The 18,315-nt window shown below is 53.8% G+C and carries 24 protein-coding genes and 1 pseudogene; 24 read left to right on the top strand and 1 reads right to left on the bottom strand.

From position 1 onward, the window contains the following. Positions 1-31 precede the first annotated feature (31 nt). Entirely contained in the window at positions 32-1,072 is a 1,041-nt protein-coding gene (locus LU633_RS11035; protein WP_046371791.1) for an IS481 family transposase, read from the top strand. 132 nt (positions 1,073-1,204) lie between these two features. Here the strand turns inward: LU633_RS11035 and LU633_RS11030 are convergent, their stop codons facing one another. Next, entirely contained in the window at positions 1,205-1,999 is a 795-nt protein-coding gene (locus LU633_RS11030) for a helix-turn-helix domain-containing protein (RefSeq protein WP_016193257.1), read from the bottom strand. A 291-nt stretch (positions 2,000-2,290) separates the two neighbouring features. Here LU633_RS11030 and LU633_RS11025 point away from each other — a divergent pair, with 291 nt between their 5' ends. The 23 genes and pseudogenes from LU633_RS11025 to LU633_RS10915 all read left to right on the top strand — a co-directional run bounded on the left by LU633_RS11025 (position 2,291) and on the right by LU633_RS10915 (position 18,247). Then, positions 2,291-4,273, top strand: coding sequence for a transposase domain-containing protein (locus LU633_RS11025; RefSeq protein WP_046372018.1), 1,983 nt, complete (start codon positions 2,291-2,293; stop codon positions 4,271-4,273). A 2-nt stretch (positions 4,274-4,275) separates the two neighbouring features. Beyond that, positions 4,276-4,824 (top strand): DNA transposition protein, encoded by a 549-nt coding sequence (locus tag LU633_RS11020; RefSeq protein ID WP_016191746.1) that lies wholly within the window; start codon positions 4,276-4,278, stop codon positions 4,822-4,824. Beyond that, a complete protein-coding gene (locus LU633_RS11015) occupies positions 4,742-5,227 on the top strand; it encodes an AAA family ATPase (protein ID WP_233482000.1) in 486 nt (161 codons plus the stop codon). The genes LU633_RS11020 and LU633_RS11015 overlap by 83 nt, the downstream gene beginning before the upstream one ends. Continuing rightward, positions 5,224-5,466, top strand: a complete 243-nt coding sequence (locus LU633_RS11010) for a hypothetical protein (RefSeq protein WP_016191748.1) — start codon at positions 5,224-5,226, stop codon at positions 5,464-5,466. The genes LU633_RS11015 and LU633_RS11010 overlap by 4 nt, the downstream gene beginning before the upstream one ends. Next, positions 5,459-6,073 (top strand): DUF3164 family protein, encoded by a 615-nt coding sequence (locus LU633_RS11005; RefSeq protein WP_016191749.1) that lies wholly within the window; start codon positions 5,459-5,461, stop codon positions 6,071-6,073. Before LU633_RS11010 ends, LU633_RS11005 begins: the two co-directional genes overlap by 8 nt. Position 6,074: 1 nt before the next feature. Further along, entirely contained in the window at positions 6,075-6,335 is a 261-nt protein-coding gene (locus tag LU633_RS11000) for a hypothetical protein (RefSeq protein ID WP_016191750.1), read from the top strand. A gap of 110 nt (positions 6,336-6,445) precedes the next feature. Beyond that, a complete protein-coding gene (locus LU633_RS10995; protein WP_016191751.1) occupies positions 6,446-7,000 on the top strand; it encodes a gp16 family protein in 555 nt (184 codons plus the stop codon). Further along, a complete protein-coding gene (locus LU633_RS10990) occupies positions 6,997-7,506 on the top strand; it encodes a hypothetical protein (RefSeq protein WP_016191752.1) in 510 nt (169 codons plus the stop codon). Before LU633_RS10995 ends, LU633_RS10990 begins: the two co-directional genes overlap by 4 nt. Further along, positions 7,503-7,943 (top strand): Mor transcription activator family protein, encoded by a 441-nt coding sequence (locus tag LU633_RS10985; RefSeq protein ID WP_016191753.1) that lies wholly within the window; start codon positions 7,503-7,505, stop codon positions 7,941-7,943. Before LU633_RS10990 ends, LU633_RS10985 begins: the two co-directional genes overlap by 4 nt. Before the next feature lie 121 nt (positions 7,944-8,064). Next, entirely contained in the window at positions 8,065-8,571 is a 507-nt protein-coding gene (locus LU633_RS10980) for a glycoside hydrolase family 108 protein (protein WP_016191754.1), read from the top strand. Continuing rightward, on the top strand, positions 8,571-8,870 hold the full coding sequence (locus tag LU633_RS10975; protein WP_016191755.1) for a hypothetical protein: 300 nt from the start codon (positions 8,571-8,573) through the stop codon (positions 8,868-8,870). The genes LU633_RS10980 and LU633_RS10975 overlap by 1 nt, the downstream gene beginning before the upstream one ends. Next, positions 8,860-9,093, top strand: coding sequence for a hypothetical protein (locus tag LU633_RS10970; RefSeq protein WP_016191756.1), 234 nt, complete (start codon positions 8,860-8,862; stop codon positions 9,091-9,093). The genes LU633_RS10975 and LU633_RS10970 overlap by 11 nt, the downstream gene beginning before the upstream one ends. Beyond that, complete coding sequence (locus tag LU633_RS10965) at positions 9,086-9,688, top strand: hypothetical protein (RefSeq protein WP_016191757.1); 603 nt, start codon at positions 9,086-9,088, stop codon at positions 9,686-9,688. Before LU633_RS10970 ends, LU633_RS10965 begins: the two co-directional genes overlap by 8 nt. Further along, positions 9,688-9,912: a TraR/DksA C4-type zinc finger protein gene (locus LU633_RS10960; RefSeq protein ID WP_016191758.1), complete on the top strand. Its 225-nt coding sequence runs from the start codon at positions 9,688-9,690 to the stop codon at positions 9,910-9,912. Before LU633_RS10965 ends, LU633_RS10960 begins: the two co-directional genes overlap by 1 nt. Then, on the top strand, positions 9,905-10,198 hold the full coding sequence (locus LU633_RS10955; protein ID WP_016191759.1) for a DUF2730 family protein: 294 nt from the start codon (positions 9,905-9,907) through the stop codon (positions 10,196-10,198). Before LU633_RS10960 ends, LU633_RS10955 begins: the two co-directional genes overlap by 8 nt. A gap of 2 nt (positions 10,199-10,200) precedes the next feature. Then, on the top strand, positions 10,201-10,488 hold the full coding sequence (locus tag LU633_RS10950; RefSeq protein WP_016191760.1) for a VpaChn25_0724 family phage protein: 288 nt from the start codon (positions 10,201-10,203) through the stop codon (positions 10,486-10,488). A gap of 1 nt (position 10,489) precedes the next feature. Then, positions 10,490-11,062 carry a DUF3486 family protein gene (locus LU633_RS10945; RefSeq protein WP_016191761.1) on the top strand — a complete coding sequence of 191 codons (573 nt, stop codon included), beginning with the start codon at positions 10,490-10,492 and terminating at the stop codon, positions 11,060-11,062. Further along, on the top strand, positions 11,062-12,624 hold the full coding sequence (locus tag LU633_RS10940) for a terminase large subunit domain-containing protein (protein ID WP_016191762.1): 1,563 nt from the start codon (positions 11,062-11,064) through the stop codon (positions 12,622-12,624). The genes LU633_RS10945 and LU633_RS10940 overlap by 1 nt, the downstream gene beginning before the upstream one ends. Continuing rightward, entirely contained in the window at positions 12,615-14,198 is a 1,584-nt protein-coding gene (locus LU633_RS10935) for a DUF935 domain-containing protein (RefSeq protein WP_016191763.1), read from the top strand. The genes LU633_RS10940 and LU633_RS10935 overlap by 10 nt, the downstream gene beginning before the upstream one ends. Then, positions 14,182-15,503, top strand: a pseudogene (locus tag LU633_RS10930) (phage head morphogenesis protein). Before LU633_RS10935 ends, LU633_RS10930 begins: the two are co-directional and overlap by 17 nt. Then, the gene (locus LU633_RS10925) at positions 15,504-15,971 is read left to right on the top strand and encodes a phage virion morphogenesis protein (protein ID WP_016191766.1); all 468 of its coding nucleotides are present in this window, start codon (positions 15,504-15,506) and stop codon (positions 15,969-15,971) included. A 156-nt stretch (positions 15,972-16,127) separates the two neighbouring features. Then, positions 16,128-17,324, top strand: a complete 1,197-nt coding sequence (locus tag LU633_RS10920) for a phage protease (protein WP_016191767.1) — start codon at positions 16,128-16,130, stop codon at positions 17,322-17,324. Beyond that, complete coding sequence (locus LU633_RS10915; protein ID WP_040465662.1) at positions 17,324-18,247, top strand: Mu-like prophage major head subunit gpT family protein; 924 nt, start codon at positions 17,324-17,326, stop codon at positions 18,245-18,247. Before LU633_RS10920 ends, LU633_RS10915 begins: the two co-directional genes overlap by 1 nt. The last annotated feature ends 68 nt before the right edge of the window (positions 18,248-18,315 follow it).

Genomic DNA, 18,315 nt, shown 5'->3' with positions numbered 1-18,315 from the left:
TAATCCTTAAACAAAACGCGAGGTAACTCTCATGATTCATACTAACAATCCCATCATCAAACACAAAGCCGGCCTGCTCAATCTCGCCGAAGAACTCGGTAACGTATCAAAAGCCTGCAAGATCATGGGCGTGTCACGCGACACGTTTTACCGTTATCAGGAACTGGCTGCTGAAGGCGGCATCGATGCGCTGATTAACCAGAACCGCCGCGTCCCCAACCTGAAGAACCGCGCCGACGAAGCCACTGAACGCGCTGTTGTTGAATATGCCGTTGAGTTCCCGGCCCACGGGCAACACCGGACCAGTAATGAGCTGCGTAAAAAAGGCGTGTTTATCTCCGGTAGCGGCGTGCGCTCCATCTGGCAACGGCACGACCTGGAGAACTTCCGTAAACGCCTGAAGGCACTTGAGGAAAAGGTCGCCAGAGAAGGCATCGTGCTTACCGACGCTCAAATCGCAGCGCTGGAGAAGAAGGCCCACGATGACGAGGCCAGCGGAGAAATCGAAACTGCTCACCCGGGTTATCTCGGGTCGCAGGACACCTTCTACGTGGGCAATCTGAAAGGTGTGGGTCGTATCTACCAGCAGACGTTCGTGGATACGTACTCGAAAGTGGCACACTGCAAGCTGTATACGAGTAAAACGCCGATCACCGCCGCAGACCTGCTCAATGATCGCGTACTGCCGTTCTACGAGGCTCAGGGACTGCCGATGCTGAGGATCCTGACCGACAGGGGAACGGAGTACTGTGGTAAGGTGGAGCAGCATGATTACCAGCTGTATCTGGCCATCAACGATATCGACCATACAAAAACGAAGGCGATGTCTCCGCAGACGAACGGCATCTGCGAGCGCTTCCATAAAACTATTTTGCAGGATTTTTATCAGGTTACGTTCCGTAAGAAGTTATACGAAGACCTGGAGAGCCTGCAAACGGATCTGGACAACGGGTTGTGGCATTACAATAATGAGCGAACTCATCAGGGAAAAATGTGCTGCGGGCGTACGCCAATGGCCACGTTACTTGATGGTAAACGAGTCTGGGCAGAAAAAAATCTGAACCAGATGTAATCTGACAGACACCTGTATAAATAACCGGTAACTGTCAGATCAGGTCTGAGCTAGTACATATTATTTGTAACCAATTGATTATAAGTAAAAAACTCCACGTTAGATTAATTCGCGTTCACAAGAAAAAAGGAACTATCTACTTGCCTTTTTTTTTGCTGCTACAGCCTTGTATGTTTTATCTAATTCAGCATCACTTAGATCTCTTAGTGATGTTGCGCCAAATCTTTTAGATATATACTCATCAAGCCATAATTCATTATTTTTAATGTTTATTTTTATGTATGCGTATTTTCTTTTTCGCCATTCATCGTTATCAACGATTGGTGCAGAGGCTTGCGAGTTAAGCCGTCCTATCCATGTCCTGAGATATTTTTCTGCTTTTGCATAAGAGGCTAATGGAATCAATCTGTACCGAGTGACACGGCAATGGGAATTTACTGCGGCCCAAATGGCCTTATATGTTCTTGGAGTCTTGCGTACTTTTTGTTCTAATTCTGCTATCGTAGATACCATTTTAGTGAGTTTGGCTGCCTGTTCTTCTGTGATATGCTCAACTCCAGGTTTTATATCGGCCTTAACGTTAGTTACATGTTTCTGTGTTGTGACCATGTTTACCGTAGAGCCAAGTTGGGCGAATTGAATTACATTGGCGCTTCCGCCAGACTCAACATGTATAGCTGGTTGTATTGCCTGAAGAACTTCCTCTGAATTTTTAGATTTTATACCTGTTAAAATATATTGCACATCAATACCAAATCCAGCAGCTCTGGCTAGAAATTCTGCATTTAGACTACGTTGTCCCATCTCATAAAGCCTTAATCCCTCCCTGGAAATATCAAGCTGTCTCGCAAAATCTGCTTGTGAATAACCAATTTTAGCCCTTTCTTCGATTAACCGAGTTGCTATATCTGCACGATCATTAACCATGTAAACACCCGTTGACATCCAACATTTGTTGGCATAGTATTTATTTGAATTGTTTAAATGCTGCGTGGAGTATATCAAAGATGGTTAAAGATCTAACCCCTGGCACCACTCTGCTTAGCCAAGTTAGAGCGGGACTTATATCCAACGGCTCGAATTTGCATCGCTGGTGTCTTGAAAATGGAATTCTGTATCCCAATGCCAGACAAACACTTATTGGCTCCTAGGATGGGTTGAAAGGAGCTAAAGTTAGGGAGAGATTGATAGAGGCCTCTGGAATCAGGAGGAATATCAATGGACAGAAATGACTGGTATACAGCTCAAGAGTTGGCTGGTTTACCTGGATTACCTACCACCGAAAGAGGAATTCGAAAATTAGCATCCTCATCGTCTTGGAATGGCCGAAAAAGAGGTAGTTCTAAAGCCATTGAGTATCCAATTGAGTCCTTTCCCATCGAAGCACGTGTTGCATTACTAAAAAAAGCTGAAAGCATAAAAATCGGCGAGAAATTTTATAAAGTTAAAAAGAGTTCCATTGAATTTTACTGCCGCGAGTCACTGTGGCAACACTGGAATAACGCCAGCAACAGACAGCGTGAAAAAGCACGCGCAAAATGCGAAGCCGTCATGGCGGTGGCCGGACTGATTGACTCCGGCATTGATACCCTGACGGCGTTCGATTCTGTGGGGAAAGCCCTGCATATTGCCCCCGCCAGCGTTCGGCGCTGGTACTACCTTGCCAGACCGTTTGACCGGACTGACTGGCTGGCGGCACTGGTTGGTAAACATGGCCGCAATCTCGCCACCCGTAAAAAGAAAGAGGCTGAATGCTCCCCTGACGCCTGGGACTTCCTTCTTGCTGATTACCTTCGCCCGGAACAACCGGCATTACGCACCTGCTATGCCCGACTGAAAGAAGCCGCCACAGCACATGGGTGGACCATACCGAGCCTGTCATCACTGAGGCGCAAGCTGGAGCGTGAAGTACCAACAGAGCAAATGGTCTTATTACGCGAAGGAGAACACGCCCTGATGCAGCTTTATCCGGCTCAGGAACGCAGCGTGCTGGAACTGGATGCAATGGAATGGATAAACGGCGATGGCTACCAGCACAACGTATTCGTTCGCTGGTTCAATGGCGAAGTTATCCGGCCTAAAACGTGGGTCTGGCAGGATATTCGTAGCCGTAAAATTCTGGGCTGGCGTACCGATGTGTCAGAGAACAGCGATTCGATTCGCCTGGCACTGGCCGATGTGGTCGGGCAGTACGGCATCCCGAAACATATCACCATCGATAACACCCGCGCCGCCGCCAATAAATGGATGACCGGCGGTGTGCCGAACCGTTACCGCTTTAAGGTAAAGGAGGATGATCCGAAGGGCATTATTCCCCTGCTGGGTATCAAACTGCACTGGACCAGCGTGCTGTTTGGTCAGGGGCACGGTCAGGCCAAGCCGGTTGAACGTGCTTTCTCTCACGGCGGACTGGGTGAGGTGGTGGATAAACATCCCCTGCTGGCCGGGGCGTACACGGGCGTCAGCCCGATGGCCAAGCCGGATAATTATGGTGAACGGGTCGTTGAAGCCCGGGTGTTTTTAAAAGCGCTGGCTGAGGGGATCGCTTTCTGGAATCGACGCCCGGGGCGCGATACCGAAGTCTGCCGGGGCATTCTTTCTTTTGATGCCGCTTTTGAGCAGAGCTATCAGGAAAGCGCCGTGCGTAAGGCCACCGCAGAGCAGCGGCACCTGTTACTGCTGCCGTCCGAGGCCGTCACCGTAAACAATGGCATCTTTGTCCTGAAAGCGGGCGGGAAATTGCAGGGCCGCGAGAATCGCTACCACAACGAGCAGCTACTGAGTATCAGGCCCAATAAGATTGTGGTGCGCTTTGACCCGGCGCAGTTACACGCCAGCGTGTTGTGTTACACCCTGGACGGACGCTTTATCTGTGAAGCCGCCTGCATTGAGAAAGCCGGATTTGGTGACACTCAGGCCGCCCGTGAGCATCACCGTAACCGTAACCGTTTTGTTAAGCGTACCAAAGAAGCAACGGCTGCACAGCGCCGCATGACCGCGCTGGAAGTGGCAGAGCGGATGCCCGATACCTTGCCACCGGAACCCCCTGAAAGCCGTGTTGTAGAAATCTGTCGTCCTGCCGGTAATACCGTGCGCCGTGAATGGGCAGAGGAACAGCCTGAGACCGGCTACGACCATGCCTTTGAAAATGCCGTTGCCTGCTTACACGAGCAGCAGCAGAAAAATAATCTGGGAGTATAACCATGAGTAACGTACTGGATTCAGCTCACGCACAGACCGCGATGGCGGATGTCCGCGCCGCAATACGCGGGACGGTTGAGCGTGACGATGTGACCTACAGCACCATCGCCCGTGAAAGCGCGATTTCATCAACGGCACTCTCGCAGTTTATGAATGAAAGTTATCCGGGTGATAACAGCAAGATTGCCGGTCAGCTCTCCGTCTGGCTGGAGAATCGCAGCCGCCGGGCAAATGAAATGCCGGAAGCGCCTGATTTTGTAAAGACCAGAACCGTCCGACAGATATGGAGTGCGCTGCAATACGCCCAGCTGGCCCAGTGCATCACCGTTATCTATGGCAGCCCCGGCGTGGGCAAGACCCGTTCCTTACAGCAGTTTGCGGCAGAGCGTCCGAACGTCTGGTTAATCACCGTCTCGCCTTCCCGCGCCAGCATCAGTGAAGCACTGTATGAGATGGCGCTGGAGCTGGGTGTCGGTGACGCGCCGCGCCGGGCAGCTGGGCCGGGCTGTACGCAGGAAGCTGCGCGGAACGCAGGGCCTGCTGATTATTGACGAGGCCGACCACCTTGATTATCCGGTACTGGAAGAGCTGCGCATCCTTCAGGAAGAAACCGGTATCGGGCTGGCTCTGGTGGGCAATCATCAGGTGTACGCCAGGCTGACGGGCGGCAGTTCCCGCAGCGTTGATTTTGCCCGCCTGTTCAGCCGAATCGCCAAAAAAGTGGCCATCCTGAAGACAAAACGGGATGACATCACGGCGATTGCCGATGCCTGGGGACTGACGGGTAAGGCCGAACGCGCACTGATCCATACGCTGTCAGAACGCCCGGGCGCATTACGCACCGTTTCCCATACGCTCCGTCTGGCCACCATGTTTGCCAGAGGGAGCAACGAAGCCCTGACGGAGAAGCATATTCGCGCCGCCGTCAAAGACCTGGAAGGAGTACACGCATGAGACGTAAAGCAACACAGTTGGTTAACGCGGTGGGATGGCTGGAACGCCGTAACGTTCAAATCAGACGGGTCAGTACCGAACGCGCCAGACCACTACTGGAAATTGTGCTCCCGTGTCTGGACCTTATCCGACGGTCTAAGGAACTGACTGTTACCCGCAATGGCTGCATGAGCAAAGCGTATACCGCTATGGTGCAGGGCTGCATTATTTACTGGAGTAAGGAGAGTCATTATGAATAAAGACACTGAACAGACTGGCTACCGCCAGAACGCTCAGGGCCATCTGGTGCCGCAAAACCTGATCCGTCCGATTGATATGCTGCGTGATGATGTCGTGATGAATATTGTCGAGGCTGCCAGGGCATTGCGTCAGGCTATGGCAGATTTCAAAGCCGCATCCATGAAGCAAATCGGGGACTTTATTGATTTGTCATCCAGAGAGTACGGCGTTGAATATGGCGGTACAAAGGGAAACGTCACCCTGCCAAGCTTTGATGGCCAGTTCAAAATTATGCGTGCGATTGGCGATCACAGGGTCTTTGACGAGCGTATCCAGGCGGCTAAAAAACTGATCGATGAGTGCGTGGTTGAATGGTCTGACGGGGCTAACGTCAATCTGATAGCGATGGTCGATCATGCTTTCCGCGTCAACAAGCAGGGGCGTATTGATATCAATCAGGTTCTTGGATTGCGCCAGCTGGCTATTGACGACCCACGCTGGAACGAAGCCATGTCAGCCATTGCCGATGCCATTCAGGTGACGGGAACCAGTCAGTACCTGCGTATCTATCTGCGCCAGCCCAGTGGTAAATATGAACAAATCAGTCTGGATATATCGGGGGTTTAGCATGAGTAAGGAAAAGCAATTTGTTGAAGATATGATCCGATGCCGTGGCATAGATTTTGCCCGACTTGGCATGATGGTTGAAGTGTACGGCGAACCGGGAACTATTGTTGGCATGAATGGCAGTGCTAATCTGGATGTTGTTTTCGTTAATCAGTTGAAATACGGAAAGAAAAAACACAACTGCCATCCGACCTGTGGAGTTAAGTATTTTGACGCAGAAGGGAATATTATTGCCGATTACACAAAGAACGGCTCATATTAGCCTTTAAAGTTTCCACGCTAGCGACTTAATTCTTATCACCCTGAGTTTTTATTGGCGTAATCGCGTCGGGCACACTTACGCCAGAATCAGACATCAAGAGGTATTTATTAATGGATAAACCACAATTAATCAGGCTAATCCATGTAGCCAAAGGAAAGCTGAAACTGGATGATGAAACCTATTGTTTATTGCTGTCTAATACGGCTAACGGTAAATCCAGTTGCAGTAAAATGAGTCACGGCGAATTATTAAATGTTTATTCGGAACTGCAACAGCGGGGATTTAAACGCTCTTTTAAAAAGAGTTCAGTGCGGGTTAAACCCAATTCAAAGGGAAAACCACGCACTGAGGAGATTGCTAAAATCCGCGCCATCTGGGGCACCATGTTTCGTCACGGTTTCGTCAGCAGCGACGGCGAACTGGCGTTAAATGCTTACGTTAAGCGCATGACCTCTCAGCTCAACAACGGTGAAGGCGTTGCCGAGGTGGGCTGGCTTGATGGCTGGCTGGCGTACCGGGTACTGGAGTGCCTTAAACAATGGCATATCCGGCTGATGCTGGCGTTTCTGACAGCACGCCGCGTGGCTCATCCGGTGAATCCGGTTACCGGGAATGCATCGCGTGATTACGACATCATTACCGATGCTTACGAGGCCAGCTTATGAAACTGTCCCGCTGTCCTGTCTGCCACACTGACTGGCACCTTGAGGCGTTGTGTGAAGATGATGCCAGCCGCCAGTTGCTTAAAACGCTGGCTGACCTGCCCGGAAGCTGTGCCCGCCATCTGGTGGCCTATATCGGGCTGTTTCGCCGTGAGAAAGCCAATCTGAGCAACAGCCGCGCATTGAAACTGGCCACTGAGGTACTGGCGCTTTACAAGCCCGGGCGGGTGCTCTCACATGCGTTGAGTGAAACGGTAGACCGTATCAGAGAGAAACGGCTACAGGGAGATAAGAAACCGCTGTCAAACCATAACTATCTGAAAACCGTCTATCAGTCATCAGAGCAGGTGTTTGCGCAAAGCAGTAGCGTCAGCGCCCGGGAAAAACAGCAGCCCGGCAACGGTTCTGACAGCAATGAAGCCTGGTTCAGGCAAATGGAAAGGATGGGCGTTGATGTCAGCACGCTGCCCGGCGGCAGCGAGTGGCTCAGACGTCAGGAGGATGTATGAACGATAATCTACAACTGTTTGATGATGACCATGCTGAACTGGGGCAACTGCTTGACCGGATGGACACGATCCCAACAGGGGAGCTGCACGCACGCTGGCCCCAGTTGCTGGCCGATATGGTTGATCTCTTCTGTGCCGAGCTGCAACGACAGGGATATGACGAGGTGGCCGCCCGCCTGTCAGCCGGTAAACTGGTGGGGGCGCTGGCAAATTATTATGGGGGCCGGGCGGTTTATCTGCCAACCGGTGACGCACTTCGCGCAGCATTACGCGATAATCAGCTGTTCGATGAATGGAGCCGTTCGCGGGGGAATGTGGATGTTCTGGCCAAAAAACACACGCTAACGCATTCCACCGTGTATGCTATCCTGCGTCAGCAGCTGGCCCTGCACCGTAAACGATATCAGAGGGATCTGTTTACTTCCGATCCGGAATGAAAATAAATTCCCCGGCAATTAAAACACGCTTATCCTGGCGGGTTTTGTTTGACCCGCCACAAACCCACCTGACCATCCCCCCGCGTAATGATGAGCTACCGATTATCAACAGGTAGCGATTATGATCCCCTACAGCGTTACATTTATTCATGCCATTGATTATATGCTCACGGCGGAAGGCGGCTATGTTAATGACCCTGCTGACCGTGGCGGAGAAACAAAATTCGGCATCAGTAAACGCAGCTATCCCGCACTGAATATCGCCGAACTGACACAAGAGCAGGCGAGTGAAATTTACTATCGTGATTACTGGCTAAAAACCGGATGTGATCGGCTACCCGCCGGTATTTCCCTTGCCGTGTTTGATGGTGCCGTACAGCACGGGTACAAAACCGCTATCCAGCAGCTACAGCGTGCCCTGCGCGTGGCTGACGATGGCATTATCGGTGCCCGAACGCTGGCGGCGACAGAAGCTATCCAGCCTTTGTTACTGTTCGTCCGCCTGATGAACCAGCGTTCACAAACCTATGCCCGCATTATTGCGCATTCACCGGTTCAGATCCGCTTTATGAACGGCTGGTTTAACCGCCTGGACAAGCTGACAGCGTCCGTTCTGGAGGTGCTTTAATGACCTCGCCCACCATGTCGGTCTGCCTGCTGCAAAAGCTGCTCCCCGAACTGCGTAATCCGCGCTATCGCCGCACCTATTTTGAAGCGCGTGAACGCTGCCTGCATCTCGCACTGGCGGGCGAGTCTATTGACGTGGTGCCGCTCTACAGCCATAACGCCACTTACCAGTCTTTTTATCGTCAGGGCTGGCAGAGCGTGACCGCTCAGGATATCCGCCTGGCTAAAACGGTGGGAATAAGCGCTGAAGTGGCCCGACAGAAAATTGAAAAACTCATTCGGGAACAACATGCTGACTAATCTTAAACAGCTTATCAGTAACCCTGACGGCCACCTTTCAACCTCAGACACCATGCTGTGCGGAGCCTTTATAGCCAGCACTGCCGTGCTGCTGTGTTCTGCATGGCAGGGGAACCTGGATGAATGGCTCTATATTGGCTATCTCACCGCCTGGGTCATCAACACTCAGGCATCAAAGCAGGCCTCCATTAAACGTCATCGTGAGGTCGGCCTTGATGATTAGTCTCTTACGCTCCTGCGGTGGCTATATCGTCGCAGGCATTATCTGTCTGATATCCGGTTTTAAGCTGGGTAACACCATGACCACCGCCAGGCTGATGCCGCAGATTTCAGCCGCTGAACGCGCATTAAGTGACGCCCGGTATGCCTTTTCTGAAGACCAGAAAAATGCAGCCGAACTGCATAACCGGACGCTGCGTGAGGCAACGGACAGACTGAAGGCGCTGGATACAGCCAATGAGCAACTTACCGCTGATTTGTATGCCACCACTCAGGTGCTGGCAGAGGCAAAACAGCAGTATGACCGGAGTATTCCCGATGCGATTAAAAATGATGGCAAAACTTATACCGGCCTTGGCCCTGACAGCCTGCGGGTCTATATCACCGCCTTTGGCTACGAAACCGCTACCGGTAATAACCGTCTGTCCCCGACTACCGAACGCCATGACTCAAATTCCTCTCAAGCCTCCACCGCCGACATCGGGAAGTCCCCAAGCACTGCTGATACACGCCAGCCGCTACGGGGAATGGAGCCAGAATCTGGAGAGCAGGCTGAAAGCCATCCGGCGCTGGCAGGAAATCAATCAGGAACCGAATAATGGCTGACGAAGCAGATTATGCCAGCGTTCTGGAACAACGGACGCGTGATCACATTATCGCAGCACACATTGGCCGCCCCGTGCTGCATGGTGATGGCATATGTATTGATTGTGGTGAGGATATAGCACCCCAGAGGTTAACCATTGACCCTGGCTTTACCCGCTGTGTCCGGTGTCAGACATTGACAGAAAAACGGGAGGCCCGCCTTGCTGGACATGATTAAAGAACACTGGGCCATTCTGTGTGCGGTTGCCACGATTGTTTTCAACATCCTCATTTTTATCCTGGCCAAAACCTACGCCAGACGTGATGAGGTTGAAGTCCTGAAAAACCGGGTCAGCCTGCTGGAGAATGCTTTCTCCACGTTGCCGAATCAGAAAGAGCTGCACGCCCTGCAACTGGATATGGCGAACCTGCGCGGAGACCTGAAAGCGGCACTGCCGGAACTGCGACAGTTACGGCATATGAGCGACCTGCTGTTACAAAACGAACTGAAAGAAAAGGGGTGAATATGCGGGAGATTTTAAACGCAGACCAGCGACTGGTGGTCTTGCGCACGCTGGTTGAGTGTGGTGGTGACGCTAACGAGTCGGTGTTGCAGACCTGCCTGGATGCCTGGGGGCACCGTGTCAGCCGCGATATGGTGCGTACCCACTGTCACTGGCTGACAGAGCAGGGACTGGTGTCTGTCAAAGATGTTTCCGGATGTCTGGTGGTGACGTTATCAGAGCGCGGTGCCGATGTGGCCGAGGGACGCAGTACCGTACCTGGCGTAAAACGTCCACGCCCGAGGGGATAACATGCAGGATAAGCGCACCCGTGGCCGCCCGTCTAAAATCGATCTCCTGCCGTCCGTTATTCGCGATCAACTGCACGGGTTACTGCGGGATAAACGACATACCCAGGAAGATATCCGGGCGGCGGTAAATGAGCTGATTGACGGTCATGGCCTGGGCGATGACATGAAACTCAGCCGTACCGGATTAAATCGCTATGCCAGCCGGATGGAAGAAATTGGCTCTAAAATCCGCCAGTCGCGTGAAGTGGCGGAAGTGTGGTGTGCAAAACTGGGCGATGCGCCGACCTCCGATGTTGGTAAGCTGTTGCAGGAAGTGGTCAGAACGCTGGCGTTTGAAACCGGTATGGCCATGAGTGAAAACGGGGAACCCGTTGAACCTAAAGCCATCAGCCAGCTTGCCCTTGCCATCCAGCGGGTTGAGCAGGCTGCGATGACCAGCCCTAAGCGTGAGAAAGAGATCCGCGCCGCGTTCGCGGCTGAAGCGGCGGATAAAGCCGAGAAAATCGTTAAACAGGCGGGGCTGACCGCCGATGCCGCTGCTGATATTCGTCGCCAGATTCTGGGGATCGTCTGATGCTGACTGCCGAAATCTCCCCCGCCGCAGAGTTTATTATCGATGCCGTCCAGGGGGGTGGGGCCGACAATAACGATGTTCTGCTGGCCTATCAGAAAAGGTGGATAGCCGACGATTCTCCGTTAAAAATTGCCGAGAAGTCGCGCCGTACCGGGTTGACATGGGCGGAAGCCGCTGACGCCTCGTTAACCGCCGCGAAGTCCCGTGAAGCGGGCGGGACGAACCATTTTTATATCGGCTCTAATAAAGAGATGGCGCGGGAGTTTATTGATGCTGCCGCCATGTGGGCCAGAGCCTACGGACTGGCGGCGGGTGAAGTGGGTGAGGAAGTCTTTGAGGACGAAGACAAAGACATCCTCACCTTTATCATCTACTTCGCCAGTGGCTATAAAGTGCAGGCGCTGTCCAGTAACCCCAGGAACCTGCGCGGTATGCAGGGTAACGTCACCATTGATGAGGCCGGTCACCATGATCGGCTTGCGGAGGTGCTTAAATCCGCGCTGGCGCTGACCATGTGGGGGGCTAAGGTTCGTATTATTTCCACCCACAATGGCAATGAAAACCTGTTCAACGAGTTGATCCAGGACTCCCGCGCCGGGAGAAAACGCTATTCTGTTCATACGATCACGCTGGATGATGCCTGTAATGACGGGCTGTACCGCCGTATCTGCCAGGTATCAAAACAGGTCTGGTCACAGGCGAAAGAGGATGAGTGGAAAGCCAATCTGCTCAAAGATACCGCCACCGAAGAAGATGCTCTTGAGGAATATTATTGTGTACCGAAACAGGGTTCCGGTGCCTATATTCCCCGCGTGCTGATTGACCGTGCCACCCGCGAAGAACATCCGGTTCTGCGCTTTACCATGCCGGATGGCCATATGGAATGGACCGAAGAGGAACGGCACCGGACGGTAGCCACCTGGTACGAGGAGGCGTTAGCCCCACTGCTGATGCTGCTTGACCCCGATACCCGTCACAGCGTCGGAGGCGACTTTGCGCGTATCGCCGATCTGTCCATTTTCAGCATATCCAGCATCGAGCAGGACACCCGCCGCCGTTTGCGCCTGACCGTGGAGTTGCGCAGCGTTCCCTACAACCAGCAGCGGGAGATCATCTTCTTTATTCTGCACGGTACGCCCCGACTGGTCGGGGTAGCGCTGGATGCCGGGGGGAACGGTGGCTATCTGGCTGAAGCCGTTTTGCTTCACTGGGGCGAAGACATGGTAGCGGCTGTCCAGTTAAGTGAGAACTGGTATCGGGAATGGGCACCCAAATACAAAGCCCTGTTTGAGTCCGGCTATATCGAAATTCCAAAGGATGAGGACATCATCACCGACCAGCGTCACCTTCAGGTGATACGCGGTGTGCCTAAAATTGACAAAAATCGCAGTACCAGCGCGGACGGAAACAAGCGACATGGCGACAGTTGTGTGTCTTACATGATGGCCGTCAGGGCCAGCTATATGGATGGTCAGATTATTGAATTTACCCCTTTGCCAGGCAAACACACGATTGCCAGCGAGGATGATAATTTACCTGCTTTTGAGAGGGGATGCTGGTGAAAATGCTCACTAGACTGGTTGACGCCTTTGGGCGTCGTTTCTGGTTTCAAAATGAGTCGCAAACCGGGTCGGGTGATTCACGTCTGGGTCAGCTGCGCCGCCACTACAGTGACCACCCCGTCAGCGGGCTGACGCCTGCCCGTGCCGCTGAGATCCTGGTGGATGCTGAACGGGGGCTGTTACCTGACCAGTGCGATCTGGCCGAAGACATGGAAGAGAAAGACTCTCACCTTCAGTCAGAGCTTGGGAAACGCCGCCGGGCTATCCAGTCACTCAAATGGACCATTAAACCACCGCCGAACGCCAGTCGCGAAGAAATCAAAGACGCCGAACTGCTGACGGAGATCCTGCTGGATGCCTCATGGTTACCCGATTGCATCTTTGATGCCACCGATGCCATCCTGAAAGGCTTCTCATGTCAGGAAATTGAATGGGAGAACGTTGAAGGACTGCTGATACCGCGTGAAGTCGAGTGGCGCGATCCGGCGTGGTTCCAGACTCACCCCGATGATCGGAATCTTCTTCGCCTCCGGGATGGCAGCTACCACGGAGCCGATCTGCAACCTTTTGGCTGGATACAACATTATGCCAAATCAAAGTCCGGCTATCTGGCCCGCACCGGGTTGATCCGCACGCTGGTCTGGCCGTTTATCTTTAAAAATTATTCGGTCCGTGACCTGGCTGAGTTTCTGGAAATTTACGGCCTGCCTATCCGGGTGGGGCAATATCCTGCCGGGGCCACCGATAAAGAGAAACAGACTCTGTTGCAGGCGGTAATGTCCATTGGCCACAATGCCGGGGGGATTATTCCCCGCTCAATGATGATTGACTTTAAAAACGCCGCTGACGGCACGGCTGACCCTTTTCTGTCGATGATGTCATGGGCAGAACTCAGTATGTCAAAAGCCATTCTGGGTGGCACGCTAACCAGCCAGGCTGACGGAGCCAGCAGCACCAACGCCCTGGGCAACGTGCATAATGAGGTGCGGTTTGAGGTGCGATCCAGCGATGCGACCCAGGTCGCGGCCACGCTGACCCGTGACCTGGTCTTTCCGCTGTATGTGCTGAACTGTCAGTCGTATAACAATCAGCGCCGCCATCCCCGTTTTGAGTTTGATCTCTCCGAACCGGAAGACGTCAGTGCCTATGCGACAGCTCTGCCAGCCCTGGTGAGTATGGGGATGAAAATCCCGTTGCAGTGGGCGCACGACAAGCTGCAAATCCCGATTGCCGCGAAGGATGAGGATTGTCTCAAGGCCGTAGCACCATCCCCTGATTTCTCTCAGGCATTGCTCAGTGCCCGTGACGTTCGCCCCGGTTACGCACTGCTGTCAGCCATACCCCAGCCGACGGATGCTATGCCGGATGCCGTGAGCGGCGAGCAGTGGCAGGCAGCCATCGACCCGTTGTTAACACCGGTTATTGAGGCGCTGAAAACGGGTGGTTACGCAGCGGCCAGAAACAAAGCAGCAGAGCTGTATCTGGATATGGATGACGCACAAATTGCGGATATGCTGCACCGGGCTATGTTTGTTGCCGAGACGTGGGGGCGACTGAATGCCACAGCCGGTTGACCTGGGCTATGCAGCAACGCTTGAGCCAAAACTTGCCGTCGACTATTTCCGCTCGAAAGGCTATGACATTACGTGGAACTGGCAGGAAGCCAGTGCGGTGACCCATGCACGGGCGTTTACCGTGGCTAAAGCGGTGCGCATGGATGTCCTGACGTCCATCAACAGCGAGGTTGATCGGGCGTTGAGTGAAGGCACCACAGAACGCGACTTTATCAAAACCCTTACTCCACGCCTTCAGGCACAGGGTTGGTGGGGAAAACAGATGATCGCTGACAGCAATGGGGAAATCGAAGAGGCACAGCTGGGCAGCCCGGCACGTCTGTCCACTATTTACCGCACCAATCTGGCCACATCCTACCAGGCGGGACGTTATCAGCAGCAGCTTGCCAGTGCAAAAGCTTCCCGTACTGGCAATATCTCGCCATCCTGGATGGCAATACCCGTAAAAGTCATGCGGCCATGCATGGCCGGGTGTTCCGCTTTGACGATCCCATCTGGGATACTTTTTATCCGCCAAACGACTGGGGATGCCGTTGTCGCGTCCGGACACTGACCGCCGCACAGGTCAAACGTATGGGGCTGACGGTTGAATCCGGTACCGGGGCCATTACCACCCGGACGGTGGAAACCGGCGTTGATAAGCGAACCGGTGAAGTGTACGACGCTGACGTTACCACCTTCAGTCGGGGTCAGCAGCGGATGACCACCGGTGCGGGCTGGGCGCACAACGCCGGACAACTGGCGGTGGGCAGTGATGTGGCTATGACGCGTAAGCTGACAGGGCTGCAAAACCGGGAACTGCGTCAGCAGGTGATCCAGTCTCTGAATAATGCCCCGGCCCGACAGAATGCGTTTTCGCAGTGGGTGGGCAATGTGCTGACCACCCGCAGCCCTGGCAACAGCGTGCAACCAGTGGGCTTTATTGCAGAGGATATTGCCGCAGCGATTGAAGCCCGTACCGGCAAACCGGCGGCACTGCTGCTGACCATCAGTGAAAAAGAACTGGTGAAGGCCGACAGCCTGAAGCGCAAATCGAAAGGACTGGCCCTGACGCTGGCGGAGTCTCAGGCTTTACCACATGTGGTCGCCAGGCCATCGGCGGTACTGTGGGACTCGCAAAGTCAGCGCCTGCTTTATATCAGCAATAACGAGGACAGCACGCTGAAAACCGTGGTCAGTGCGCCGTGGCAAATGGCCCGAGCGGATACGCTGGACGTGGCGGTGATGCCACAACGTGTTCCTCTGTCGGCGCTGAAGAAAGGCATGGACATCGGGCAATACGAACTGTTACAGGGAGCACTGTAAATGCAGATTGACCACAAGTTTGATGACCGCGGTATCGTCAGGGCGTTTAAACGGCTGGAAAAGCTGGGGCGAGATACCACCCCAATTACCCGCGCGATTGCGGCAGTACTGGCCAGCGAGAGCGAAGACGCCTTTGCCACGGAGACTGACCCGACAACCGGTAAAAAGTGGGCACCGTTAACAGAGGGTTACAAAGCCCGGCTGGCGAAGAAGGGTAAAACCGGCGGTATGCTCCAGCGCAGTCAGGGTGGGCTGGCGATGTCACTGTCTGTCGATTATGATGCAGTCAGTGCCGCCATTGGCACCAGTAAAGTGTATGGACCCATTCACCAGTGGGGCGGCTTACCAAATATGCCACCCGCCCCGGCGGCCGTTCCGGCGCGTGAGTACATGGGGCTTTCTCCGCAAGGGGTTAAGGATATCCTCACCATCATCAATGAACAGCACGCCAGGGCGTCAAAGGCGTAACCGGAACAGATTCACAGTAAAAATTGTTAAACGCGCCACGGCGTTTTTAAACGGGGTTTAAAGGGGGTATAGTGCCCCCGCCTCCGCAACAACTCCCCGTGATGGTGTGACCCATCACAAACCCACCTTCAGTACCGTACCGCCGACAATGACGGTATGAAAACGAAAAAGCCCGCCCACCCACGTTTAGCCATCCTCAATTCGACCTTAGCGGACCCGAATGACGGCTGGTATCAGTTACTACCCGCCGGCCATTTCAGCGCCCGGGATGGTCGCCCGGAGGATGTTGCCAGCGGCACCTGGTTTATGGATGCAGATATCGCCCGGGCGTTTATTGAAGCCACTGCCGCTGTCAATCAGCCGGTACTGTTTGATTACAACCACGTCACCCTGAAACAGGATACCGATGCCAAAGCGGCCCGCGAGGCTGTAGCTGCCGCCTGGTTACGCAATCCGCGGGAAAACATGCAGTGGCGTGAGGGTGACGGGTTGTACGTGCGTCCTGAGCTGACCCCTGCCGCACAGGCGGCCGTTGATGCCCGTGAGTGGGGCTATCTTTCTGCCGTTTTCCCCTATGACGAACAGGGCCACCCACTCTTTCTGCGAATGGGTGCCCTCACCAATGACCCGGGCCTGACCGGTATGTCATCCCTTGTCGCACTTGCGGCGCAATTAACCGATGTTTCTCCCCAAAAGGTAACGGTAATGAATGACTACATTCGCCAGCTGTTAGAACGGCTTGGCATAGAACTACCCGAAAACCCGGACTCTCTCACCGAAGAGGACCTGGGTGAACTGTGGCAGCAGGCACTCAGTGCGCTGGATACTCTGTTATCGGCGGCTGATGTGGCAGTAGATGCACAGAGTGCTATTGAAGATGCCACCAGTCCGGATGATGCCCTCACTGAGGTGATGGACGTGGTTGACGGAGCGGCGGCGGATATTGTTGAAGCTGAACAAATCCTCGAAGACGCGGCACTGAACGGTGTGGATCTGACCCGGTTTGTCCCGGCTAAAGCGTATCAACTGCTGGCGCGTCGTGCGGCAGTGCTGTCTGCCCGTAGTCAGGGGAGTAATGTGGAATCGGTTATCCAGAATGCGCGTCGTTCCGGGCGCGTGACGGCAGCGGAAGTGCCTTATCTGCGTGCGCTGGGTAAACAGCACGGCGTGGCCGAGCTGAACGCCGCTATTCAGGGCCGGAAGCCCGTCGTGGCACTGACCGCCCGTCAGACCCGTGGTCTCAACAGGCCCACCCGCCTGGCCGTTCTCTCTGTGGCTGAAAAAGACGCTGCCCGTCTTCAGGGACTGACTGAGGCGGAATATCTGAAACGTAAAAAAGGAGCCGCCAAATAATGGCTATCGTTACCCCCGCACTTATCAAGGCGCTGTTTACCGGCTGGAATGGTGATTTTCAGAACGGTCTTGAGCAGGCCGACAGTCAGTATGAGAAAATTGCCACCATTGTGCCAAGCACCACAAAATCCAACACCTACGGCTGGCTGGGACAGTTCCCGGGAATGCGTGAATGGATTGGCGATCGCGTCATTAAAGATATGCAGGCACACGGCTACCAGCTGGTTAACCGTCCGTTCGAAAGTACCGTAGGCGTTAATCGTGATGATATCGACGATGACAACGTGGGCATTTACTCTCCGCTGTTTACCGAAATGGGCCGCGCCGCTGGTGTCCAGCCTGACGAACTGACGTTCGGCGCACTGTCGCAGGGCTTTGACACCCTGTGTTATGACCGCCAGAACTTCTTTGATACCGATCATCCTGTTTATCCCGCCGTGGATGGCACCGGCACGGCGGCCAGCGTCAGTAATATTCTGGCGGCAGAAGGCTATAAAGGTCAGCCCTGGTTTGTCCTGGACTGTTCCCGCGCCATTAAACCGGTCATCTTTCAGAACCGCAAGTCGCCGGAACTGGTGGCGATGGACAAGGTTGATGATGAAGATAACTTTATGCGCAAGCTTATCCGCTATGGGGTCGATGCCCGTTGCGAAGCGGGTTATTCCTTCTGGCAACTGGCTTATGCTGCTAAAGCTCCCCTCAATGCCGACAACGTATGGCAGGTCATTCAGTCAATGCGCTCAGTGCGTGCTGATGGTGGCCGCCCGCTGGCCATTCGTCCGACACATCTGGTTGTTCCGCCGTCAATGGAAAAACAGGCAACACAATTGCTTGAGCGTGAACTCACTATCGACAGCGACGGTGGCACGGTCAGCAATGAAATGAAAGGCCGTCTGGAACTGATCGTGGGCGACTACCTGTAAGCCCGGGACGTTTTTTTATCTCCCTTTAAACAGGGTGTGAATCCTGTTTAAACCTCAGCCAAAGGAAA

The organism is Erwinia tracheiphila (assembly GCF_021365465.1).
Lineage (GTDB): Bacteria > Pseudomonadota > Gammaproteobacteria > Enterobacterales > Enterobacteriaceae > Erwinia > Erwinia tracheiphila.
This window is presented reverse-complemented; position numbering and strand designations above follow the sequence as displayed.